We start from the raw sequence: 23,997 nt of genomic DNA on the forward strand, positions 1-23,997 counted from the left end.
ATATTATCGGCAACGAAAAATAAGGAATGCATATGATCGTTTTCGTCACTGGCGCAACCTCAGGTTTTGGTGAGGCTATTGCCCGCAAATTTATCAGCCACGGTCATCAGGTTATCGCCACAGGTCGTCGTCAGGAACGGCTGGCAGAGTTAAAAGCTGAGTTGGGTGAACAACTGCATATCGTGCGCTTAGATGTGCGAAATCGTGCGGCTATTCAGCAAGTTATCGATGAACTCCCCGCTGAGCTGAAAAATATCGACGTGCTGGTGAATAATGCCGGTTTGGCATTAGGATTGGAACCGGCTCACAAGGCCAATGTGGAAGACTGGGATACCATGATTGACACCAATACTAAGGGTTTGGTGAATATGACTCGGGCTTTATTACCCGAAATGGTGGCACGTAATGTGGGTCATATTATCAATATTGGTTCTACCGCGGCTAACTGGCCTTACGCCGGTGGCAATGTGTACGGTGCCACCAAAGCCTTTGTTAAACAATTCAGCTTAGGCCTGCGTGCTGACCTGCATGGCACCCATATTCGCGTGACTGACATTGAACCAGGTATGGTCGGTGGGACTGAATTCTCTGCCGTGCGCTTTAAAGGCGATGGTGAGCGTGTGAATAAAACCTATGATGGCGCCAACCCGCTGACACCTGAAGATGTCGCCGAAGCCGTTTATTGGGTCGCCACTCTACCTGCTCGCGTTAATATTAACTCACTGGAAATGATGCCAGTCAGCCAATCCTTTGCTGGATTAAGTATTCACCGCGAAGGTTAATCCAACGCATAAAGTCACTGGGGCATAGCTCATTTATCTTCATGGGCTGTGCTACCAGCTTACCCGAACGCCTACTGTACCGCCGATGGCATAATTATCATTAACATTGCGGGTTGCAGTGATTAGATTCACATTGCCATAGACTCCATAGCGCCCGTTCTGCCATTCATAAGTTCCCCCGGCACCGACCCCCACCGATTGCCGTTCATCTCGGGTAGTAAAATCAATGCCGGATACTCTAGTTTTAGTGCCATTCAGGAACTCATTATAAACATCAAGATTACTGTAGAGGTGTGAGCGGCTGGTTGTGCCATTTTCTGCAATCCACACATTCTCTTTGTCCAGAGATACTCCCGCCCTTCCTCGCAAGCTATCTCCATCCTGAAGTGAAACTTCGCTACCATATGGATCGCGGAACGTATCAAAATCTACCCGCGAATAGGTCAGTTGCAGTTGGGGTGTCAATGAGAAACCATTGCCTAGTTGATAATGTTTACCCGTTTCAACCGAGGAAGCATACCCCCTGCCCGAATTGCCATTAGCAACTGGGTGCCCTTCTGTTGTGGAGTTCAAGTCACTGTCAAACCACATGGTTTGTAATTGGCCGTCGATATACACGCCATCAGCACTGTACCAAGTGAGCGTTGTACCTACGCCATAACCATTGGTATCAATATTGCCGTAACCAAAGTAAGAGCTAATATCGGCTTTTGCTTTACCGTAGGAGAAATTCACCCCGCCGGTTAGCAATGAGCCGTCTTGGCCTTGATGCAATGGCACATCAATACCGGTTTGTAATTTCCACACAGCGATATCGCGATTTGAGCTGCTGGTAGAGTTGGCAGGATCGACTACTTGATGGCTGCCTTCGATACGCCCCCATGCCCATTGATTATCATTCGAATTGTTTGAGTCGAGTTCAGTTTGTGTCTGAGACCAGTAACGATTACCGACACGCTGTTGCAAGGTCGGCAATGTGTTCAGTGCGGCTAACACCTGCGGATACTGTTCATATAATGGCACGCCAGGCTGGTAGCGCGGGCTACCAGGTTTAACATCTGGCCCAAAGTCTGGCCCAGGACCCGGCTCGGTTGATAGTAGTTCAGATGAAAGAGACCAATTGCGCCCAGCAACCGCCGCATTTCCGCTAGCCTGTAAGGTGTAAGCATAGGCCCCGGCAATGACGGCCTGCTGACCGGCCCCTGTTATATAATCGCCAGCTAGCAAGAAAGTCCCATCAGGCGCCAAGCCGCCGACATCAATAATATTAATACCGTTAATTGTGGTATCACCAAGGCCGCCTAAATTGCTCACCCGAACGGTAGTCGTACCGCTCGCATTACCTGATATCAGTAATTTATCGGTGGCAGAGCTGTCATTGCCAAGCACCGATTCAATTTGCAGTGCACCATTATTCCCCACATAGTTGCCATCGACCGTCAGGGCTCCGATGGAATTCCCGGGAGAAATAATACCTGCGTTAGTCGTGTTACCGACGATGCCATTACCTTCCAGCTGGCCGCCAGCGAGGATCATCGCCGTGGAGCTAGAGAGATTGCCGTTAATCTGTAGAATACCCTGATCATTGGCCTGCAATGTACCCGTAAAATCGCCTTGGTTGCTGTTGAATATGGTCCGGCCTGCAACGGCGTCAATCAGCCCGGAACCCACTAAACCTGTTGCGGAACCTGTCGCATTGTTAGCTCCACCATTCAGAGTGGCATCAAACACATAATTAGATGAGGTGTGATTGAGGATGATGCGCCCATCGCCAGCGCCAAACAGGATACTTGATGTAGTAAGGGTACCAACCTCCGCTGGTGCTGTACCAAGCAACCCACCGATCGTCAGTGTGCCGCTGCTACCCGCGTTATTGGCAATCGTGACATTGGATGCAGAAACATAGCCCTGATTGGCTATTTCTATTGAAGCATTACCAGCAGTACCGACAGACAGCGCACCAGTGTTATTCCATTGTGATCCGGTACCGCTAACTGCCACGGTGCCACTGCTGCCAGCCAGCTCGCCCACCGAACCAGAGGTACTCGATACAACACCGCTATCGGTGATATTTAACATACCACTGCCAGCAGTGCCGACAGACAGCGCGCCTAGATTGTGCCATAACGACCCTAATCCGTTTACAGTCACCGTGCCAACACTACCCGCTCGCAGGCCAATCATGCCTGATGCACTCTCTACAAGGCCACTGTTGGTGATCTCCAGTGTACCGTTACCACCAGAACCCACGCTAAGATAGTCTGAATTTAGCCATGTAGAACCCACGCCACTGACCGTGACCTTGCCTATACCGGTGGTAAGGTTGGACGCTATATTGGCATTGGTATTTGATACCAGGCCCCCGTTGATGATGTCCATAGAAGCAGTGCCGCCTGCCCCCATCCCAAAGATGTCAGCAATAATCCATTGTGAGCCAGCACCACTCACTGTTGTTGCACCTATACTGCCGACTTGGTTGCCAATGATGCCCTGAAAACTTGATGCAGAGCCCCCGTCAAAGATATCCAGTGTGCCTGTACCCACATAACCGACATACAAGACATCAGAAGTATTCCACTGTGCTCCCGTACCACTAATAGTCACAACACCAATACTGTTTAGTGCCGCAATACTGCCTTTGACACTTGACACAATGCCACCACTGGTAATGTGTAATGTACCGTCAGTAGAAACGCCCACAAATAAATCCTGGCCAACATTCCAAGGTGAGGCTTGCGTCCCCGGTACGGTAAAGGTCTGCCCGTTTTGAATATAAAACACAGCAAATGCATTAAGTGGGCAAGTCAGCATAGCGAGAATCGAAATACAGGATAAAGCACAACAAAAACGTTTCGAGCTACCCATACCGATACACCTATATTAATGATCGCAAATGAAAATAATGCTGTCGGGTGATGAGTCATAGATTGAAATCATGGGTATGAGCCACTGGAAGATGTTATGTATTTTTTATATTGACTTATGAGCTGTAAACTGCCCAAAAAATGCACAAATCATCTATAAGTTATATAGTCTATATTCAGAAAAACTTCACCAGTCATGGTTTCAATAAGCGAAATAATGTCACTATCTTTACTTAGCATCCGATAGCTGAGGCTGGCATGGCACATGCGTACCGTCGCCAATATATTTAATATCAATTAGATTGCTGTGCACATAGGAAAAAATGTAATGTTCTGTAGGGAATTTCCTGAAAGATTGAGGATTACACTGGCTCGCCCTTAATTTACCCGCCAACCGGCGACGATAATTAGCATACCGGCCAAAGCGACCCCGGCCCCCACCCAATCAAATGCAGAAAGTTTTACGCCATCGACCACCCGTAGCCAAATCAATGCTGTCACCACATAAACTCCACCGTATGCGGCATAAACTCGCCCACTGGCCGCAGGATGCAGTGTCAGTAACCAAACAAACAGAGCCAAACTGGCTGCCGCTGGGAGCAATAACCAAATGCTTCCCCCTTTACGTAACCATAAATAAGGCAAGAAACAGCCAATAATCTCCGCTAATGCGGTGACAAAAAACAGTAACGATGTCTTTAACACGTGCAGGTCTCTTGGTTTTTACTGGCCTGAAGGCCGTGGCAAAGAATATCCGGTTACTCTACCTATTCTAAACAAGACTGTCGCTAGCTAGTGTATAGGCTATGAGCAATGATATAATTTTTGTATCCGCTGATAGCGTGCCATTAATTACATGATGATTTTAGATCACCGACTGATAAAGGACTTAAGACGATGAAGATAAATAGCTTGCCACGCCTGATCCGCGCATTTCTACCGGTCGCCGTGCTGGCCTTGCCGCTGACCTGGCAAACCCCAGCGTTAGCGCAGTCGGCAACCTGCACTCAGGGCAGCACCTGTGTTTCTGTCGGTGGGAACAATGACCCAATGTCCAAAGAGCAAGCCCGTCAAAGCCAGCAACAATGGGATGATACCCATCGTCTGCGCAATAAGGTGAATAACCGGGTAGAAAAGAATTTTGATAAATATGATCGTGCTGAAGATGCTAAAGATAACTGCGATCGTAGCGAAAATCTGAACGCTTATTGGGAACCTAACACCGAACGCTGTCTGGACCGTTTGTCCGGTCGCCAGATTAATCCGTAATGGGTCGCGATGTCTCAGATTGACTTGAGGTTACGGGAGTCTGGGCTATCCTTTAGGTACCATTTAAGAATCAATACGTTAGGCAAGCTATTCATCCACATAAGGATTTTATGATGAAAAAAACGCTTATTATCAGCACATTGCTACTTTCTCTGGCCCCACTGGCTGCTTTGGCATCTTGCGAAGCTGTCAAGGCCGATATTGCACAAAAAATCATCAATAATGGTGTCCCGGAAACCGGTTTTAAACTGGATATCGTCCCTAATGATCAAGTTCAGCAAGCGGGCGGACAGGTTGTTGGTCATTGTGAAAATGATACTCAGAAAATAGTGTATACCCGTATCACTGACGGCGAGTAATGTCTCAATGCTGTTGCAGGGCGTACCTTTGGGTGCGCCCTTTTGTTTTATAAATCATATTCGAGCTAACTAATATGCCAGCCGGCTGCTTTATATGAAACGACCTGCCCATCTTTATTATTACCGCGCCATGCTGCGCCGACTTCTGATCGCTATCATGCTGGGCATGATGTCGGCATTGATTGTGTGGTTGTTCCATCAGGCAATGTTAGGGTTGGAGTGGCTATTATTCGCCCGCACAGATGGCAGTCTGGTGGCAGCGGCTTCTTCTATTACCGGCTGGCGACGAGCATTAACCCCAGCACTGGGGGGCTTGGCTGCCGGTTCGCTATTGTGGGCATATCAGCGTTACCAACATCGGAAACCCAGTGCGCCAACTGATTATATGGAAGCCATTGAAATTGGTGATGGTCGGCTAGATATTTCCGCCAGTTTGGTCAAGTCGCTGGCCTCTTTACTGGTGGTTTCCAGTGGCAGTGCCATTGGCCGTGAAGGCGCGATGGTTCTCTTGGCCGCTTTATTTGCCTCCGTCTTTGCGCAACGTTATGCCAAGCCAAAAGAGTGGAAACTTTGGGTGGCCTGTGGTGCCGCGGCCGGTATGGCCAGTGCTTATCATGCACCGCTGGCGGGCAGTCTGTTTATTGCCGAGATTCTGTTTGGCACATTAATGTTAGCTTCTCTTGGGCCGGTGGTGATTGCCGCGGTTAGTGCATTGCTGACCACTAATTTGTTACACGGCGGTCAGGAAACCCTGTATCAAGTGCAGGCGCTACCTTCACCCTGGCCGATACAGTATCTGTTGATGGCATTACTAGGATTACTCGCCGGTTTTTGTGGGCCACTGTTCCTCAGAGGTATGGCGGCCAGTGGGCATGCATTCCGCTCGTTGAACTTATCGCCGCCGCTGCAATTGGCGCTTGGCGGGATCATTGTTGGACTATTATCGTTGATTTTCCCTGAGGTCTGGGGGAATGGCTACAGTGTGGTGCAATCATTTTTGACCGCGCCACCTGGGGTGCTATTAATTGGCGGCATACTCATCTGCAAATTAATGGCAGTATTGGCGAGTAGCGGTTCAGGCGCACCGGGCGGGGTATTTACCCCGACACTGTTTGTCGGGGCAGCATTGGGCCTGTTATGCGGGCAGATGTTTGCATGGTGGCCCATGTTTGGGGATAACATTGCGGTGCTTATGGCATTGACCGGTATGGCCACATTACTGGCAGCAACCACTCACGCGCCAATTATGGCCGCGCTAATGGTCTGCGAAATGACCGGGGAATACACCCTACTCCCTGGGTTACTCCTCTCTTGTGTTATGGCAACCACAATAGCCCGTTGGTTACGCCCTAACTCTGTATATCATTCGCGCTAAAATAGATTGAAAATAGTTAAAATGACAGAAATTATTAATTTAGCTAAGAGTTATCCTCTGCAATATTTATATTATCGACTCATAGTCGTTAGATCTAAATATTTTTCCAGAGGCTTCTGTTCTGGATGAGGTAGATAAGGTAATTGACCTAACTGCGGAGCCGGTAAACGTTCGCGTAACATTGCGATGGTTTCAGCATAATGTGCCAGCCCTGGATTAATACGATTCGCGACCCAGCCCAATAAAGGTAATCCATCATTGATAATTGCTTGTGCCGTTAATAAGGCATGATTAATACAGCCTACTTTAATTCCGACCACTAAAATAACCGGCAATTGTTCTTGCACTACCCAGTCAGAATAAAAACGTTGGTCATTCATCATGACTTTCCAACCACCACATCCTTCGACTACTACCGTATCTGCTTTCGCCGATAATTGCTGCAACCCTTCAGTCATCTTGTTGTAGTTAATCAGAGTGTCTGTGCAAGCATGGATAACATCACCGACCAACGGATATGGGTTAACTTCATGATAATCAACTTCAATTGATGATGAAGCTTGTAAAATCAGAGCATCCTGATTACGAAATCCATCAGGAGTTTCTTTGCTCTCGATCGCGACTGGCTTATAACCTACCGCTGTTCTGCCATTTTGGCTTAAGGCCTGAAGTAAGGCCCGTGACACAACGGTTTTACCAACAGCAGTGTCGGTTCCCGTCACAAATATACGCGTTAACATAGCAATACTCCGCAATCTGGCCACTTCGACTCACGTTTTTCCGCATAACATTAGCGAAATTGGCAACATGGTTAAAAGTCTAGGCGATGCTAGAGATGGACAGCTTGCGTTAGCGCAATGTTTTGCCGAACTGAGAGAGGTTTTTAACGGATAGCGCCAAATAATAGGAGGAATACTCTGAGCATACCCACTAATAATTAACTCTTAATTATTAGTGAATACTTTATCCTTGCAGTAATTTAACCAGTAACGAGCCGTTATATAACGCTTCTTTTACTAATGCTGCACCGGGCATTGTTCCCTGATTAAAAAATGCCGTGGGTTCAACCAGAATATCCTCGCTATAAGCAGGCAACGCTTGTTGCCGAATACAGGATGCTATCGCCGGATGTAGAATAGCAGCCGCTTTATTTAGCGGTGATCCCACCAGGATTTTTTCCGGATTAAATAAATTAACCATAATGGCAATAATTCGCCCCACACTGTGGCCGACACCCAAAATAATATCTTTCGCTAATTGGTCACCCGCCAAGGCGGCATCACAAAGCGACTCAACACTTAATGGCGAACCGTGTAATAACGAACTCATTGAACCATTTAAACGTTGTTGGGCCAGCTCCAACATGTTTTCAATACTGGCCACCGTCTCAAGGCAGCCATGATTACCGCAGTAACAGCGCTTGCCATAAGGATCGACTTGGGTATGACCAATTTCTATCACACTGCGGCTACCCGCATGTAATACCCGGCCTGCGGTAATCACTCCGGCACCCACATTATGGTCAATCACCACCTGAATGACATTTTGACAACCTCGTGAGGCACCATACAGTGCTTCTGCCATGGTCCAGGCACAAATATCATGTTGCAGATAGACCGGCAGTCCGGTTCGCTGCTCCAACGCCGGCCCCAGCAGCATTTCATCCACATCATAGAATGGCATTTTATGCACAATGCCTGCCGGAGCATCAATAATGCCCGGCATGGTGATAGCAATGGCCGTTAGCCTTTCAAGCTTTTCCTGATGGCGGATAAAGAATTGATCAACTTCGTTGAGAATGCGATTAAGCAGTGGTTCTGGGTGGCTATCCGGTAGTGGAATTTGATCTTCGACCACCAATTTACTGCTGAGATCACGCAGTGCGAGTGTGATAGAGCCTCGGCTGATACGCCCAGAGACATAATGCCAGGCTTCGGTGTCGAGAACTAAGCCAATTGCTGGCCGCCCACGGCTACCAACATCTTGATATTCAGTCTCTTTTACCAGATGAGCTTCAACCAATTCACGTACAATTTTTGTGATGCTGGCGGGGGCCAGTTGCGCCCTCTTAGACAGTTCAATGCGGGATATCGGGCCGAACAAATCAATCAGCCGATAAACGGCCCCTGCATTGGTCTGCTTGATTTGATCAATATGCCCAGGCTGTCCATCCGTTATCACTAAACCGGCTCCTTCTCTGCCACCGAGTATTTTTCGCGCTTCTAAATAAAGATTATCGGCTATGTTGGGGCTTTTAGCATATGGCGTCAACTATTTGATTAGTTATGTGATTTACTGCACATAATCACCGATTTTATTGCACCAGGTGGTTACTATTCATACGAAGCAAGGCTGGGGAGATCGGCAACCATCAAGCGAATCAATGCTTCTGCTGGGGCGGTCACTGGCCGATGTTTATGATTGACCAGCCAGACCTCTGTGGTGGCACTGGCTTCAGCCAAGGGTAAATATTTCACCCCATCCACTTTTACCCGAGTAAACGACGCCGGTAAAATAGACACGCCTAAGCCGGAAGAGACCAAGCCGACAATCGTCATCGCCTCGCCAACTTCTTGCGTGATATAGGGCGTGATACCAGCGCGGGCGAGCAGCGTGAGAATTTCATCGTACAGGGCGGTGCCCACTTCGCGAGCAAAGAAAACAAAGGGTTGCTCGGCCAGTGAACTGTATTTGATGCTCGGTAGCGCCGCTAATGGGTGCTCTTCATGCACCACAGCCACCAATGGCTCCCGTAGCAACAGGCGGTATTGCAAGGCATCCGGCAAACGAGTATTGCGCATCACCCCCAGATCAAGCCGCCCATCGAGTAATGGTTCGATTTGCTGCTTGGTATTAACCTCCTGCATTTTAATATGCACTTGCGGATGTAATTGACGAAAAGCCCGCAAATTTTTCGACACTGCACTAATAAAAGGGGCTGATGAGGTGAAGCCGATAGTGAGTTCGCCAGATTCACCGCGATGCAGGCGTGCCGCCTTCTCTGATGCCGAGTTTACCTGCGCTAAAATTTGGTAAGACTCTTTTAAAAACAGTGTGCCAGCTTGGGTCAGGCTGACATTACGGTTATTGCGAGCCAATAGCCGGGCCCCGATTTGCTGTTCCAAGATTTGAATCTGCTGGCTCAATGGTGGTTGAGAAATCCGCAAACGCTCCGCCGCCCGTCCGAAATGTAGCTCTTCCGCGACCGCAATAAAATAACGTAAGTGCCTGAGTTCTATGCTCATCTAACCCCATTGAGACTTTAAACATCTTATTGTGAATAATTAATATATTAGACAAAAAACTCTACTATTTCTATGATCTTGCTATTGCAGCAGATTGTTTTGATTTTTTTGATTGAAGGAAATACCGTGACCCGCTTTTTTCGCCCTACAGATACTGTAGCGCCGACTCCCGCAGCAAATGATGATGCCCGCGCGTTAGTGGCAGAATCGAAAGTGACTCGTTTAGCTAAACGCCCCTATATTCAACGCGGTACGCCAGAATTCATCCGCGTCACACTGGCCTTTTTTTCCGCCGGGCTTGCAACCTTTGCCCTCCTTTATTGTGTCCAACCTATTTTGCCACTGCTGTCGCAGGATTTTAATATTTCCCCTGCGGGGAGCAGTTTGTCGCTCTCGGCAGCGACTGGCATGCTGGCGTTTGGGCTAATGTTTACCGGCCCTCTTTCCGATGCTGTTGGGCGAAAGTCGGTTATGGTTGTCGCACTGATGCTAGCCGCAATTTGCACCATAATTTGTGCCTTTATGACCAGTTGGCATGGGATTTTACTGATGCGGGCGCTGATTGGTTTGTCCCTCAGTGGAGTGGCCGCCGTGGCGATGACTTACCTCAGTGAAGAGATCCATCCAAGCTTTGTTGCACTCTCCATGGGGCTGTATATCAGTGGTAATTCCATTGGTGGCATGAGTGGCCGTTTGGTTACTGGGGTACTGAGTGATTTCTTTTCATGGCGAATTGCACTGGCCGTCATTGGTGTATTTGCTTTAGCGGCAGCTTGCATGTTCTGGCGTATTCTTCCGGTATCGAAACATTTCCGCCCTACTTCATTACGGCCTCGGACACTGGCCATTAATTTTAAACTGCATTGGCGCGATTCAGGTTTGCCACTGTTGTTTGCCGAAGGTTTTTTGATTATGGGGAGCTTCGTAACCTTATTTAATTACATTGGCTATCGCCTACTGACACAGCCTTATTATCTCAGCCAGGCAGTGGTCGGTTTATTATCGATTGTTTATTTAACCGGGTCTTATAGCTCACCCAAAGCAGGCTCTCTGACCAGTCGCTATGGCCGGGGGCCGATATTAATGGCATCAATAGGCATGATGTTGGTGGGGGTCATAATGACGGGCTTCTCACCGATAATAACGATCTTTATTGGCATGATGGTGTTTACGGCCGGTTTTTTTGCCGCGCATTCTGTTGCCAGCAGTTGGATTGGCCGCCGTGCACGCCGTGCAAAAGCACAAGCTTCGTCGCTGTATTTATTTTGTTATTATGCCGGTTCGAGTGTGGCGGGAACATTAGGCGGTATTTTCTGGCTTAATTTCGGCTGGACTGGCGTCGTGGTATTTATCGCCATCCTATTGCTGCTCGCCTTGTATGTCGGGCAACGGTTACGCCAACTTCCCGAAGCGGCAAGAATTTAATCTCTTTAATCCGCTATCTGACGTCGAACTACAGTTTGACGTCCCCGCATTTATGTACATATTATTAAAGTGAAACTTAATACCACGAGTGACTACGTAACGTATTTAGGGATTTTTTGCGATAAATGTTTTTTTAATTTATTTGATGTTAGGAGAACGTATGACAGCTCACTTTTTGACGCTTTGGGATATTCTGGCAACTACTTTTTCAATTTTCTTCTTTATAGCGTACTTACTGATCCTGTTTCAGGTCATTTCTGATCTTTTCAGGGACCACGAATTAAGCGGTGTTTATAAAGCGATATGGATTCTGTTTTTACTCTTTATTCCATTACTCACCTCTTTGGTATACCTCATTACTCGAGGCAAAGGCATGGCGCAGCGCTATCGCGCATCAGTGCAGAAGTCTGTTGCTGATACGAATGACTATATTCGTCATGTCGCGGGCAAATCACCCGCTGAACAGATTGCTGATGCTAAGAAATTATTGGATGAAGGCACCATCACTGAAAGCGAGTACCAGCAGTTAAAAGCTAAAGCTTTGGCCTGATTTATCACGCTATCCAGTAGATTTAACCGGCTGTGAAAGGCTAAATGTCAGCATCCCTGTCATTTAGCCTTTGTTGTTATTTCACCCTCTAAATAAAAAGCAAATTTCTGCTTTACCACTATCCCCCCTATAATGCTCCTTTCACTACTCATCTATCCATCTATCTAATTGCGAGATTCAGGAATGAAACATTCACCGTTGCGGCGTTCGCTATTATTAGCGGGAATTACCCTCCCTTTAGTCAATTTCTCCTTACCCGCGTGGGCGGTACCCACATCTGATTTATTAGGTAATCAATTGGCTGAACTAGAGCGGAACTCAAATGGCCGCTTAGGGGTCACGATGATTAACACCGCCAATGGCAGGAAAATTCAGTATCGCGGAACTCAGCGTTTCCCCTTCTGTAGCACATTTAAATTTATGTTGGCCGCCGCAGTACTGGGCAAAAGCCAAACTCAGCCGGGGTTGCTCGATAAGCATATAAAATATCATGAGAGCGATTTATTGTCCTATGCGCCCATAACACGCAAAAATTTGGCTCATGGTATGACGGTCTCGCAGTTATGTGCGGCCACCATGCAATACAGTGATAACACCGCCGCAAACTTGTTAATCAAAGAGTTAGGCGGTGTAGCGTCAGTTAATGCGTTTGCCCGCAGCATTGGCGACCAGGTATTCAGATTGGACCGCCTGGAGCCGGATTTAAACACCGCCCTACCAAATGACCCGCGTGACACCACAACCCCTGCGGCCATGGCGGACAGTATGAACAAATTGGTATTGGGTGATGCGCTCCCTGTCGCGCAGCGAGAACAACTCACCCTATGGCTTAAAGGAAATACCACTGGAGCAAACACTATTCAGGCGGGTGCTCCGGCGGACTGGATTGTGGGGGATAAAACCGGCAGTGGCGATTATGGCACGACCAATGATATTGCCGTGCTCTGGCCAACTCAGGGAGCACCTATAGTGTTAGTTATTTATTTTACCCAACGAGAAAAAGACGCTAAACCGCGTCGTGATGTACTGGCTGCGGCAACGAAAATAGTGCTGTCGCATCTATCCCCCGCACAGTGACGATAATGGCAAGCCGGCGCCCAATTGAGCAGTGATGAGCGCCTTTAAATGACAACGCCGGGCTTTCAGATGTTTCTTTTTACTGATATAAATACTGTATGTTGTAACTAAAATGAGTTTTATTAGAAAAGACAATGAATAAGTATGATTTGATAGACCGACTAAATAACCGGTTCTCTTCTCTGGAGACAGAATTACAGCACCTCCACCAGCAACTGGGAGAGTTACCCTTACTTGCCGCGCGGGTCTTCTCCCTACCGGAAATAGAGAAAGGCACTGAACATCAACCTATTGAACGTATCACGGTGGATACGACGATCGGAAATAAAGCTAGGGACTTGGCTTTGCAACATTATCAACGGCTGTTTATTCATCACCAAGGGCAACATGTCAGTAGCAAGGCGGCACTGCGTCTGCCCGGCGTGCTCTGTTTCTCCGTAACAAATAACCAATTAAGTGCATGCCAGCAGACTATCCAGCAAATTAATCAACTCAAGACTGAACTAGAACACCTGATTACCGTGGAGTCGGGCTTACCCAGTGAACAACGTTTCGAGTTTGTGCATACCCATTTGCATGGCTTGATTACATTAAATACCTATCGCACCATTACTCCGCTCATTAACCCCAGTTCGGTGCGTTTTGGTTGGGCGAATAAAAATATTATTAAAAATGTCACTCGCGAAGAAGTACTGGCGCAGCTCAATAAAAGTCTCAATGCTGGACGTGCAGTTCCTCCTTTCAGTCGCGAACAATGGATGGAATTAATCAGTCTGGAAATTAATGATGTGCAGCGCCTGCCCGAGAATACGCGCTTGAAAATAAAGCGACCGGTAAAAGTACAACCCATTGCACGAGTTTGGTATCAAGAGCAACAAAAGCAAGTTCAGCACCCCTGCCCTATGCCATTGATTGCATTCTGTCAGGTTGAGTCGGAACTGGAGTTACCTAAGTTAGGCGAGTTAACGGACTATGATGCCAACCATATTAAACACAAATATAAACCCAACGCTAAACCATTACGGCTATTAGTTCCGCGGCTTCATTTGTATATTGAGACAGATAAATAATTGTTAATGGCACAATAATAACGCATTGAAATAATGCGTTTTCTGCTCAATGACATCATGCTTATTTCACTCCATGTAATGGACTGACAATATCAATTCCTCGAGAAAGTTTTTCCTTATTGCCCTGATAATCCTCAAGAAGGATGCCGATAAATAGGCTATCCAGCAAGTTAAGCTGAACAATTCTTGCCACAGCATTTTGTCCCAGTAGCGGCCCACTCATCGCCGGACTGAAAATAGATAAATCTGAACACTGCGAAAGTGGGGAGCCATCGTCGTTGGTGATACAGATAATTTTCGCTTTACGTGAACGAGCTGTGTTTACTGCCTCGAGTATTTCCCTGGTGTCACCAGTCTGAGAAATAGCAATCACTACATCATTTTCATCAAGTTGACTTGCTACCATCAGCATCAGATGAAAATCACTGTATGTATGACAAATAATGCCGATACGTAGAAGCTTATGTTCAAAATCCATACTGACTGACGCTGAGCCGCCGACACCAAAAATGATCACTCTTCGGGCCTTAAATATAAACCTGGCAGCCTCTCCTATGGTGGCCGAGTCAGCCACCGAACGGGCCTCTTTTAAAACTTGAATGCTATTTGAAAAGACTTTATCCAGCACTGTATCAAGGTTGTCATGCTCGGTGATCTCTTCCTCCCTTTCATAAGGTAGGGCTTCAAAATAACTGAGAAGTGCACTTCGTAGTTCACGAAATCCCGAAAAACCAATTTTTTTGGCAACCTTAACGAGCAAAGGCTCAGAGACGTCAAGGGCACTTGCGACTTCACGTAAACCCGTTTTCTGACAAATATTCCCTTTGGTTATCAACCATTCAGCAATTCTGCGTTCAGTTGGATTGAGCTGGGAAAGCGACATTTTTATCCGTGCTCCTATCGCCAGTGCACTGTCCACGTCCCTGACTACATCCTGATTATCGGTCATTTTTACACACCCTAGCCGTGCTGAAAGTAAGTGACTCGAAGACTATCACAAGGTCTCAACCTATTGAATATTAAACTTGTGAATAGATTCTTTTTTTTCACAACCAAATAACACTATGTGAAATAAAATAATTTCCGCATATCTAGAGTTAGTTTAGACGCCAATGTTTTAGGCGCTTCAAGCAACAAACCCTTATCTATGCCACTAAATAATTATACACAATTAACTCATTATGTGAAGTTGATCGCCACCAGCTCTTGCTTTTTGATTAACTTCACACCAATAATGATTCTCGTGAAGTTATTGCGCAGGTGACGATAAATAAAAACTCCGTTTATGGCCTACACCTGATTCGAACGTTGTACCTGAAAATAGTAAAGAGAATATTATGAAAACAACATTTTTCGGAATTCTTCAGCGTATAGGGCGCTCATTCATGCTCCCGATAGCTTTACTGCCCGTAGCTGGTTTGTTACTGGGCATCGGCGCTTCATTTACCAACCAGACAACTATTGACTCGTACGGGCTTCAGTCTGTACTGGGCGATGGCACCATACTTCACGCTTTACTAACAGTAATGAAAAGTTCTGGGAGCGTGGTTTTCTCCAACCTCCCCGTGCTGTTTGCTATTGGGGTAGCGATGGGCATGGCTAAAAAAGAAAAAGAAGTCGCTGCTATTTCTGGTGCTATCGGCTTTTTTGTTATGCATGCAACCATTAACGCCATGCTCGAAATTCGTGGCCTTCTCGTCGCTGGGGCACTTCCCGATGGTTCGTTGGGTATGACTCTCGGTATCAATTCCCTTCAGATGGGAGTGTTCGGCGGGGTAATTGCCGGGCTAGGGGTGGCTGCATTACATAATCGCTTTTATCGGATTGAATTGCCCGCAACGTTCTCGTTCTTTGGTGGCACACGATTTATTCCCATCATTTCAGCGATTACCTATGTCGGTGTCGGCATCTTGATGTTCTTCATCTGGCCTAGCATTCAGAATGCAATTTTGCATCTCGGTGCACTGGTCAACAGTGCAGGCTACGCTGGAACCTTCATCTATGGCGTCATTGAACGGGCACTTATCCCGTTTGGTTTGCATCACGTATTCTATATGCCATTCTGGCAAACAGGGCTTGGCGGCACCGCCATCATTGATGGGGTGACCGTATCTGGCGCGCAAAATATATTCTTTGCCGAGTTGGCCAGCCCGAATACGCATGAATTTTCTGTTGAAGCAACCCGCTTTATGGCCGGGAAGTTCCCATTCTATCTGTTCGGTATTCCAGGTGCAGCACTGGCTATCTACCACACTGCCCGACCAGAAAAACGTAAACTGGTTCTTGGTTTATTGCTATCCGCTACATTGACTGCCGTGCTGACAGGGATAACTGAACCGATTGAGTTTTCCTTCCTGTTTGCAGCACCATTGCTGTATGTGCTGCACTGTATTCTGGCCGGTTTATCCTTCATGTTCTGCCACATCTTTAATGTGGGTGTGGGGCAAACGTTTTCAGGTAGTCTGATTGACTTTGTGCTCTTTGGTGTCATGCAGGGCAACGCCAAAAGCCATTGGATCAACGCTATCCTGATAGGCATCCCACTGTTCCCCATTTACTACTTCAGCTTCCGCTATTTGATCACTCGCTTTGACTTTAAGACGCCGGGAAGAGAAGACGACGACACCCAGGAAACAAAGCTTTATACCCGCAAAGATCTAGAAGCCCGGGATAGGCCAGCCACTGCCAACAGCAATATAGCTGGGGACGATAAAGTTTCAGCACTGATTCTGTCTGGTCTAGGTGGCATCGCCAATATTTCTGACCTTGATTGCTGCGCCACCCGCCTTCGAGTCACCGTATTTGATGAAAATCGGGTTGATGACGCGATGCTGAAAAGCTCTGGAGCAAAAGGTGTGATCCGAAAAGGTAAAGGTGTACAGGTCATCTATGGGCCACACGTCACGCTGATTAAATCCAATCTGGAAGACTGCATGGAAGGTTCACATTAAATAATGGGGGCCTCGGCTCCCGGTAATTATCGTTATTGTTTATTAAGAGAATATGAGAGGAAACATGAAAATTGCTATTGGTTGCGATCACGTCGGTATTATTCTCAAACCGGCAATTACAGAACATCTTATTGCACGCGGTATTACTGTAATTGATAAAGGGGCGCATGAAGACACCCGAACTGATTATCCGATCTATGGCAAAGCGGTGGCAGAAGCTGTCGTATCAGGAGAGGCAAATCTGGGAATTGTATTTTGTGGCTCAGGTATTGGTATCTCAATTGCCGCCAATAAAGTAAAGGGTATCCGCGCGGTTGTTTGTAGCGAGCCCTATTCTGCGAAATTATCCCGCGAACACAATAATACTAATGTGCTCTCTTTCGGATCTCGAGTTATTGGTTCAGATCTGGCAAAAATGATTGTGGATGCATGGTTGGATGCGAAATTTGAAGGTGAACGTCACCAAAAAAGAGTGGAAATGATCGCGGCAATTGAGGAGGAACAAGCATGAAAGTGCAATTTTGTCCGTCACTAATGTGCGTGGATTTCGCCCGTCTGAGTGAAGAGCTGATCAATCTGGAGAATGCCGGGGCTGCAATGTTCCATATTGATGTGATGGATGGCCATTTTGTTCCCAATTTTGCACTCGGCCCGGAAGACATCAAAGCGATATCAAAGCTGGCGACCATTCCTTACGATGTTCACCTGATGGTGACAAACCCGGACCCTTATATAGACCGCTTTGCCGATCTGGGATGCAGTATTATTTATGTCCACGCCGAGGCTCCTGTTCATCTACATCGTACTCTGAGTAATATACGTAGCCGGGGCATCAAAGCGGGGGTGGCCATCAATCCAGGAACACCTCTGAGTGTCCTTGACGAAGTATTAGATGTTGTGGACGTTGTCATGGTGATGTCGGTCAATCCGGGTTTTGCTGGTCAGCCTTTTATCACATCCTCCGTCAGTAAAATTCGCCGACTAAAGGCAATGCTGCAACAACATCAGAGTAAAGCTCAAATTGCCATTGATGGGGCTATTTCCCCGGAGATAGTGAAAACGCTGGGTGCAGATGTGGACATGTTTATTCTCGGCACGGCAGGTCTGTTCCGCAAAGATATGTCCTACAAGCAAGCGATTGATGTTCTAAATGAACAAGCTGCCCTTGCCCACAAGACAGCACAACAGATGTCAGCCTAATATTACTCATTGATATAAAAACGCCGAGAATCAATCCCGGCGTTAATCTAACGAGCATGAGATAATTACTTCATACTTCCAACCATATTTTCCGGCTTAACCCATTCATCAAACTGTTCGCTCGTTAGATAGCCTAACTTCAGGGCCGCAGCTTTCAGGGTTAGCCCCTCTTTATGTGCTTTCTTGGCTATCTCGGCAGCTTTGTCATAGCCAATATGTGTATTCAGTGCAGTAACCAGCATCAGTGACTCATTCAGCAATTGTGTAATACGGTCACGATTGGGTTCGATGCCCACCGCACAATGCTCATTAAAGCCACGCATGCCATCGGCGAGTAAACGGATTGATTGCAGGAAGTTATGTATCACCAGCGGACGGAACACGTTTAATTCAAAATTACCGGATGCCCCGCCAATATTAACCGCCACATCGTTACCCATAACCTGCGCGCAGAGCATGGTCATGGCTTCACACTGTGTCGGGTTAACTTTACCTGGCATGATAGAGCTGCCTGGCTCATTCTCTGGAATCGAAATCTCACCAATCCCGCACCGTGGGCCGGACGAGAGCCAACGTACATCATTCGCAATCTTCATCAAAGAAGCCGCCAGCCCTTTCAATGCACCGTGGCTATGAACTAATGCGTCGCAAGTGGCTAATGACTCAAATTTATTTGGCGCAGTGATAAATGGTTGATGAGTTAAGGCGGCAATCTCATTAGCTACACGCACCGCATACTCAGGATGTGTATTCAAGCCAGTTCCGACGGCGGTTCCTCCCAGCGCTAACTCACATAGATGAGGAATCGTTGCCTCGATATGTTTCATACTGTGAGACAGCATCGCTACCCAGCCCGAAATCTCTTGCCCCAGCGTCAACGGGGTGGCGTCTTGCAGATGTGTGCGGCCAATCTTCACAATATCGCGATAGGCGTCGGCTTTCTCCGCTAGCGTGTGCTGCAATATCTGCAATTCTGGTAGCAAATGCTCGCGTAGCCCAATAACTGCGGCGACGTGCATTGCTGTCGGGAATACATCATTTGAACTTTGGCTTTTATTAACATCATCATTAGGGTGAACCAGACGCTGATTGCCTCGCTCTCCCCCTAGCAGCTCGCTGGCGCGGTTGGCCAGCACTTCATTCATATTCATATTGGTCTGAGTACCAGACCCGGTTTGCCAAATAGACAAAGGAAACTCACCGGGATGGCAATCGTCCAACACTTCGTCGGCGGCCCGCATAATCGCCTTCGCCCGCTCGGCAGGGAGCAACCCAAGATCCATATTAACCTGTGCCGCGGCCCGCTTGGTCAGCGCCAGAGCATGAATCAGTGCGGTCGGCATTTTCTCTTGCGAAATCCGAAAATGCTCCAGCGAACGCTGGGTTTGTGCCCCCCATAATTGACTGGCCGGTACATCGATTGGCCCCATAGAGTCTTTTTCACTGCGGGTGGTCGCCATGACGGTCTCCTTAGCATTTAAAACAGTCGGTTGAGGTAAGTCATGCCACTCTTATTGGTGACACGCCAATTTTTATAATGGCATATTTAGCATTATCTTTATGCGATTGATTCGCATTTCTATCATTTAGTGATGCCCGTCAGCGGGACAGGTAGCATTACCACTTGCAACACCTCAGGCCCCATTGTTTACTAAGGGACTATTTTTATTAGGGCGCTGGCCTTGAAAGGCCATGAGTTTGCAGCCGACTTCGGCAGAAACCTCATTATAGCCCGCGACCAATGGCAGAGACTAACCATGCAAAAAATGAAAAATGCGGTACAAAACTATGCCTGGGGCAGTACCAATGCACTCACTGAGCTGTATGGTATTGCTAATCCACAAGGGAAACCTATGGCGGAACTGTGGATGGGCGCGCATCCCAAAAGCAGTTCTGAAGTGCTAGATGCTAACGGCCAATGGCGCTCCCTGCGCGAAGTGATTGAACAACATCCCGATGCCAATTTAGGCCACGACGTTTTCAAACGTTTTGGTGAGTTACCTTTCTTGTTCAAAGTGCTGTGTGCGGCACAGCCACTGTCAATTCAAGTTCATCCAAGCAAAACCGCCGCCGAAATGGGCTTTGCTAAAGAGAATCAGGCGGGTATTCCACTCGATGCGGCCGAAAGAAATTATAAAGATGCCAACCATAAGCCAGAGCTGGTTTATGCCCTGACACCTTTCCAGGCCATGAATGGTTTCCGTACACTGGATGATATCGCCGCATTGCTGCAACCTTTGACGGCAGCGCATCCCGATATCGCTGCATTCCTGCGTGAACCCGATACCGAGCATTTAGCCACACTATTTGCCAGTTTGCTCAGTATGACGGGCGAACCCAAAACGCGCGCGCTGGGTATTCTGAAAGCGGCATTGAATAACCAACTGGGTGAGCCTTGGGATACTATCCGTAGCATCTCGCGTTTCTATCCTGAAGACAGCGGCCTGTTCTCGCCATTACTGCTGAATGTGGTGACGCTGCAACCGGGCGAGGCGATGTTTTTATATGCCGAGACCCCACATGCCTATCTGGACGGTGTGGCGCTGGAAGTAATGGCTAACTCAGATAATGTCTTACGCGCCGGGCTAACCCCTAAGTTTATCGATATTCCGGAGTTAATGGCGAACCTGCAATTTATCCCTAAGCCGGCGAATACTCTGCTCACCACTCCACAGCAACAGGGCAACGAGTTGGTGTTCCCCATCCCGGTTGAAGACTTTGCTTTTTCCCTGCATACCTTAGCGGCCGATCCACAAGTGTTGGCGCAAAATAGCGCCGCTATCGTGTTTTGTGTTGCAGGTCAGGCGGTGCTGAAGAAAGCGCAGCAAGAAATCACACTGCAACCGGGCGAATCTTGTTTTATTCCGGCCAATGAGTCTCCGGTTAGCGTGCAAGGTGTTGGCTCGCTTGCCCGTGTCTACAACGCAGGGTGAACGAAGTACCTCATTTAGTTGTCTATTGCTGGTCTTTTGTTGCCTGAATGGATAGATTTCGGGGTCGCAATAGATATTTGCGCCCCAAAGTCGTTTTTTAGGCTCAGGATCGGACTAAAAGTGATTATTCACCGCAATAATATTTGTGTAAGTTTAATCAAGGCCTATATTATTTTGGGGGGTGCTATTTTTAGCACTCCCTTAGTGTCATACCCAATACTATTGAAAGATGGTGGGTATATTTAACTAGTGACTCATTACCGCGTTCAACGTAGTGAATTTGGTGTATTAGAAAAGGATGAACAGAACAATGAAAAAATCGTTAGTGGCTGTCAGCGTCATTGTGGTACTTGGCGCAGCATGGACTGGAGCCTCGTGGTATACCGGCAAACTGATTGAACAACGTATGGGTGAATTGGTTAATAATGCAAACGGTCAGATCAGAACCTTGCTACCAAAAGCCGGGGTGAAATTTGCCTACACGGACTACCAACGTGGTCTGTTCCGTAGCCAGGTTCGCTATGTGTTACAAGCAGATAGCAGCGTAGCCGGTGAAAAAGCCCTAAAAGACGGTGACGAAGTGGTCTTCATCGAAACTATCGATCACGGCCCGTTCCCGTTAGCCCAGTTAAAAAAATTCAATCTGATCCCAAGCATGGCTTCGGTGCATACCGAGCTTGCCAACACGCCAGCATTGAAAAAACTGTTTGAAGTGACTAAGGGTCAATCACTATTTACTGCGGACTCCCGCATTTCATACAGTGGTGATACCTCTTCTGCCATTACTTTCATTCCTGTTGATTATCAGCAAAATACCACCAGCGTGAAATTCGCTGGTGCCAAGATTGATGCTGATGTTTCCCGCGATATGCGTGATGTGACAATGAGCGGATCTAGCGATAGTCTCGTTGTTGCCACTAAAAATCAGTGGGATCAAGTGGAGCAATTCACTCTGCAAGGCCTGTCAGTGAAAAGTGACAGCAAAACCGGTAAATTTGATCTGGGCATTGGCGAGCAGCAAGTTGGCATCAAGCAAATCGGTTTCAGTCTTGATGGTAAAGAGACTGCTACGCTGGTTGGCTTTAACCTGAACACCCAGTTAGGTGAAACCGATAAAGACTTGAACGGTAAACTGACCTACACACTGGATGCCTTGAAAATTCAAGGTAATGACTTTGGTTCGGGTAAATTGGCCTTTGCTTTTGCTAACCTCGATGGTCAAAGCCTGAAGCAATTCGCCACAGCTTATAATCAGCAAGTGATGAAAGCCGTTCAAGCTGGCGAGAATCTTGATCCTGAAGCTTACCAGCAACAAATTACCGAGATATTGATTGCCAACCTTCCGGGCTTGCTGAAAGGTAATCCGACCGTGAGTGTTGCCCCCCTAAGCTGGAAAAATGCCAAAGGGGAAAGTACCTTTACCCTGAATCTCGCCCTAGCCGACCCAGCACAGGCCAAAGAAAGTGCCGAACCGACGCTAGCACCTCAATCAGTGAAAAAAGTGGATGCAACACTGACCATCCCGCTGCCAATGGCCGTCGAGATGACAACCCAGATTGCACGTCTACAAGGTTACAGCCCGGAAGAAGCACAGAAATTGGCGCAACAGCAAGTTCAAGGTATTGCTGCCATGGGCCAGATGTTTAAACTGACCACCACCAAAGATGATGTTATTAGCAGCAGCTTCCAATATGCTGATAACCAAGTTGATTTGAATGGTCAGAAAATGTCACTGCAAGAGTTCGTTGGCCTATTTGGTATGTTCGGTGGCGCACCTGCTGAAGAAGATGGTGGTTCTGAGCTTGAAGCTGTACCTGCCACGCCAGCACCCGCAGCTCCGGCACAATAAGTCATTTATCTACGGTATAAAACGAAGCGGAGCCTGAGGGCTCCGTTTTTTTTAGGGTGGCAAGGTGTTGATCTGTCGTACTTGCTCTAAAAATGAACGCAGTACGGGTGACTGATTATCCGATAAATAAGCAATACCAATCCCCATGGATAAAGCCGCAAACTCATGATTAAGCGCCCGAAAAACAACGCCTTCTCGCTTTACCTTCTTCAGTGATGATGGGATCAACCCAATACCCTGACCTTCAGCAATCAAGCCCAGCAAGATATGGTGATCCACCGGTTCGGGAACCACCTGAAAAGTAAAACCAACCCGATCAAAAAAAGCCTGACAATAGTCATAGAAACCGGGGTTTAAGCGCCGTTTAAACCAAAAGATAGGCTGGTCTTTGAGGTCACTCAAACCCAGTTTACGTTTATTGGCCAAGTGATGATGTGCGGGCAAAGCCGCAATAAAAGGCTCCTGATAAATCGACTCTATGGCTAAACCGTCCCCGGCGATGGCGGTATTTAATCCGATAAAGGCAACATCCATCACGCCATTCTTGATATCGCGCAGCAGTGGGAGTGAAGTTTTACCTTTCGTCACCAACTGCCAGTCAGGAAATGTCTGACCCAGCTGTTGTTCCACATCAGGAATAACGCTACGGTCAAATACCGTGGTATAGCCAATAACAAATTTTCTGTATTCAGGATCCTGAGCAGCACGTGCCGCAGTAATGGCTTTCTCAGCCTGTAACAACGCCAACTTAGCTTCAGGCAAAAATGCCGCTCCAGCCGCTGTCAATGTGACTCCGGATTGACTCCTGAGAAATAACTGCACACCTAACAACTCTTCCAACTGATGAATTTGCCGGCTTAGTGGTGGCTGAGAGATATGCAACCGCTCAGCCGCTCGCCTGAAGCTGAGTTCTTCGCTAACCGCCACAAAGTAGCGGAATTGTCGTAAATCAATCGCTGTATTCATACCTAAAAAGTATCACCTAAATGGTATTGGATACAATGCCACTGCGCAGCCTAGAGTAATGCTCGGTAAACGATGAGTTCTT

20 protein-coding genes and 2 pseudogenes are annotated in these 23,997 nt (G+C 47.4%); 13 read left to right on the plus strand and 9 right to left on the minus strand.

Annotated features, from left to right (window positions below; genetic code table 11):
• The first annotated feature begins 32 nt into the window (after nucleotides 1-32).
• Nucleotides 33-782 carry a bifunctional NADP-dependent 3-hydroxy acid dehydrogenase/3-hydroxypropionate dehydrogenase YdfG gene (ydfG, locus tag DJ58_RS19685; protein ID WP_004711695.1) on the plus strand — a complete coding sequence of 250 codons (750 nt, stop codon included), beginning with the start codon at nucleotides 33-35 and terminating at the stop codon, nucleotides 780-782.
• A 51-nt stretch (nucleotides 783-833) separates the two neighbouring features.
• Here ydfG and DJ58_RS23790 read toward each other — a convergent pair.
• The 3 genes and pseudogenes from DJ58_RS23790 to DJ58_RS19680 all read right to left on the minus strand — a co-directional run.
• Nucleotides 834-2,648, minus strand: a pseudogene (locus tag DJ58_RS23790) (autotransporter family protein); the annotation flags it as partial.
• A gap of 39 nt (nucleotides 2,649-2,687) precedes the next feature.
• A pseudogene (locus DJ58_RS23795) lies at nucleotides 2,688-3,647 on the minus strand (hypothetical protein); the annotation flags it as partial.
• A gap of 377 nt (nucleotides 3,648-4,024) precedes the next feature.
• Nucleotides 4,025-4,351 (minus strand): YnfA family protein, encoded by a 327-nt coding sequence (locus DJ58_RS19680; RefSeq protein WP_004711697.1) that lies wholly within the window; start codon nucleotides 4,349-4,351, stop codon nucleotides 4,025-4,027.
• 192 nt (nucleotides 4,352-4,543) lie between these two features.
• On the opposite strand from DJ58_RS19680, the gene DJ58_RS19675 reads away from it, so the two are divergent.
• The 3 genes from DJ58_RS19675 (at nucleotide 4,544) to clcB (ending at nucleotide 6,649) form a co-directional block, all read left to right on the plus strand.
• Nucleotides 4,544-4,915, plus strand: a complete 372-nt coding sequence (locus DJ58_RS19675) for a DUF1283 family protein (protein ID WP_004711698.1) — start codon at nucleotides 4,544-4,546, stop codon at nucleotides 4,913-4,915.
• A gap of 113 nt (nucleotides 4,916-5,028) precedes the next feature.
• Nucleotides 5,029-5,274 carry a DUF1161 domain-containing protein gene (locus tag DJ58_RS19670; protein ID WP_032911725.1) on the plus strand — a complete coding sequence of 82 codons (246 nt, stop codon included), beginning with the start codon at nucleotides 5,029-5,031 and terminating at the stop codon, nucleotides 5,272-5,274.
• Between the two features lie 94 nt (nucleotides 5,275-5,368).
• The gene (clcB, locus tag DJ58_RS19665) at nucleotides 5,369-6,649 is read left to right on the plus strand and encodes a voltage-gated ClC-type chloride channel ClcB (protein WP_004711700.1); all 1,281 of its coding nucleotides are present in this window, start codon (nucleotides 5,369-5,371) and stop codon (nucleotides 6,647-6,649) included.
• A gap of 71 nt (nucleotides 6,650-6,720) precedes the next feature.
• Here clcB and bioD read toward each other — a convergent pair whose 3' ends face one another.
• From bioD to DJ58_RS19650, 3 genes are all read right to left on the minus strand, one after another.
• Complete coding sequence (bioD, locus tag DJ58_RS19660) at nucleotides 6,721-7,389, minus strand: dethiobiotin synthase (protein WP_004711701.1); 669 nt, start codon at nucleotides 7,387-7,389, stop codon at nucleotides 6,721-6,723.
• 223 nt (nucleotides 7,390-7,612) lie between these two features.
• Entirely contained in the window at nucleotides 7,613-8,830 is a 1,218-nt protein-coding gene (gene mlc, locus DJ58_RS19655; RefSeq protein WP_032911726.1) for a sugar metabolism global transcriptional regulator Mlc, read from the minus strand.
• Between the two features lie 152 nt (nucleotides 8,831-8,982).
• Nucleotides 8,983-9,894 carry a LysR family transcriptional regulator gene (locus DJ58_RS19650; RefSeq protein WP_004711705.1) on the minus strand — a complete coding sequence of 304 codons (912 nt, stop codon included), beginning with the start codon at nucleotides 9,892-9,894 and terminating at the stop codon, nucleotides 8,983-8,985.
• A 126-nt stretch (nucleotides 9,895-10,020) separates the two neighbouring features.
• Between DJ58_RS19650 and DJ58_RS19645 the strand changes: the two genes are divergently transcribed.
• From DJ58_RS19645 to tus, 4 genes are all read left to right on the plus strand, one after another.
• Nucleotides 10,021-11,319 (plus strand): MFS transporter, encoded by a 1,299-nt coding sequence (locus tag DJ58_RS19645; protein ID WP_032911740.1) that lies wholly within the window; start codon nucleotides 10,021-10,023, stop codon nucleotides 11,317-11,319.
• A gap of 160 nt (nucleotides 11,320-11,479) precedes the next feature.
• Complete coding sequence (locus tag DJ58_RS19640) at nucleotides 11,480-11,869, plus strand: SHOCT domain-containing protein (RefSeq protein WP_032911727.1); 390 nt, start codon at nucleotides 11,480-11,482, stop codon at nucleotides 11,867-11,869.
• Between the two features lie 183 nt (nucleotides 11,870-12,052).
• Entirely contained in the window at nucleotides 12,053-12,946 is an 894-nt protein-coding gene (gene bla / locus DJ58_RS19635) for a class A beta-lactamase (protein WP_004711710.1), read from the plus strand.
• Nucleotides 12,947-13,080: 134 nt separating this feature from the next.
• The gene (gene tus / locus DJ58_RS19630) at nucleotides 13,081-14,016 is read left to right on the plus strand and encodes a DNA replication terminus site-binding protein (RefSeq protein WP_004711712.1); all 936 of its coding nucleotides are present in this window, start codon (nucleotides 13,081-13,083) and stop codon (nucleotides 14,014-14,016) included.
• 61 nt (nucleotides 14,017-14,077) lie between these two features.
• Here the strand turns inward: tus and DJ58_RS19625 are convergent, their stop codons facing one another.
• A complete protein-coding gene (locus DJ58_RS19625) occupies nucleotides 14,078-14,965 on the minus strand; it encodes an SIS domain-containing protein (RefSeq protein ID WP_004711714.1) in 888 nt (295 codons plus the stop codon).
• Between the two features lie 388 nt (nucleotides 14,966-15,353).
• Between DJ58_RS19625 and DJ58_RS19620 the strand changes: the two genes are divergently transcribed.
• The 3 genes from DJ58_RS19620 (at nucleotide 15,354) to rpe (ending at nucleotide 18,167) form a co-directional block, all read left to right on the plus strand.
• On the plus strand, nucleotides 15,354-16,967 hold the full coding sequence (locus DJ58_RS19620) for a PTS transporter subunit EIIC (RefSeq protein WP_032911728.1): 1,614 nt from the start codon (nucleotides 15,354-15,356) through the stop codon (nucleotides 16,965-16,967).
• Nucleotides 16,968-17,031: 64 nt separating this feature from the next.
• On the plus strand, nucleotides 17,032-17,478 hold the full coding sequence (gene rpiB / locus DJ58_RS19615; protein WP_004711718.1) for a ribose 5-phosphate isomerase B: 447 nt from the start codon (nucleotides 17,032-17,034) through the stop codon (nucleotides 17,476-17,478).
• The gene (rpe, locus tag DJ58_RS19610) at nucleotides 17,475-18,167 is read left to right on the plus strand and encodes a ribulose-phosphate 3-epimerase (protein WP_032911729.1); all 693 of its coding nucleotides are present in this window, start codon (nucleotides 17,475-17,477) and stop codon (nucleotides 18,165-18,167) included. The genes rpiB and rpe overlap by 4 nt, the downstream gene beginning before the upstream one ends.
• A 65-nt stretch (nucleotides 18,168-18,232) precedes the next feature.
• Here the strand turns inward: rpe and fumC are convergent, their stop codons facing one another.
• The gene (fumC, locus tag DJ58_RS19605) at nucleotides 18,233-19,627 is read right to left on the minus strand and encodes a class II fumarate hydratase (protein WP_004711721.1); all 1,395 of its coding nucleotides are present in this window, start codon (nucleotides 19,625-19,627) and stop codon (nucleotides 18,233-18,235) included.
• A gap of 297 nt (nucleotides 19,628-19,924) precedes the next feature.
• Here fumC and manA point away from each other — a divergent pair, with 297 nt between their 5' ends.
• Nucleotides 19,925-21,100, plus strand: coding sequence for a mannose-6-phosphate isomerase (gene manA / locus DJ58_RS19600; RefSeq protein ID WP_004711723.1), 1,176 nt, complete (start codon nucleotides 19,925-19,927; stop codon nucleotides 21,098-21,100).
• 310 nt (nucleotides 21,101-21,410) lie between these two features.
• Entirely contained in the window at nucleotides 21,411-22,949 is a 1,539-nt protein-coding gene (locus tag DJ58_RS19595) for a YdgA family protein (protein ID WP_004711724.1), read from the plus strand.
• Nucleotides 22,950-23,000: 51 nt separating this feature from the next.
• Here DJ58_RS19595 and DJ58_RS19590 read toward each other — a convergent pair whose 3' ends face one another.
• Nucleotides 23,001-23,915, minus strand: coding sequence for a LysR family transcriptional regulator (locus tag DJ58_RS19590; protein WP_004711727.1), 915 nt, complete (start codon nucleotides 23,913-23,915; stop codon nucleotides 23,001-23,003).
• Nucleotides 23,916-23,997 lie beyond the last annotated feature (82 nt).

The organism is Yersinia frederiksenii ATCC 33641, from assembly GCF_000754805.1.
In the GTDB taxonomy this organism is placed as follows: Bacteria; Pseudomonadota; Gammaproteobacteria; order Enterobacterales; family Enterobacteriaceae; genus Yersinia; species Yersinia frederiksenii.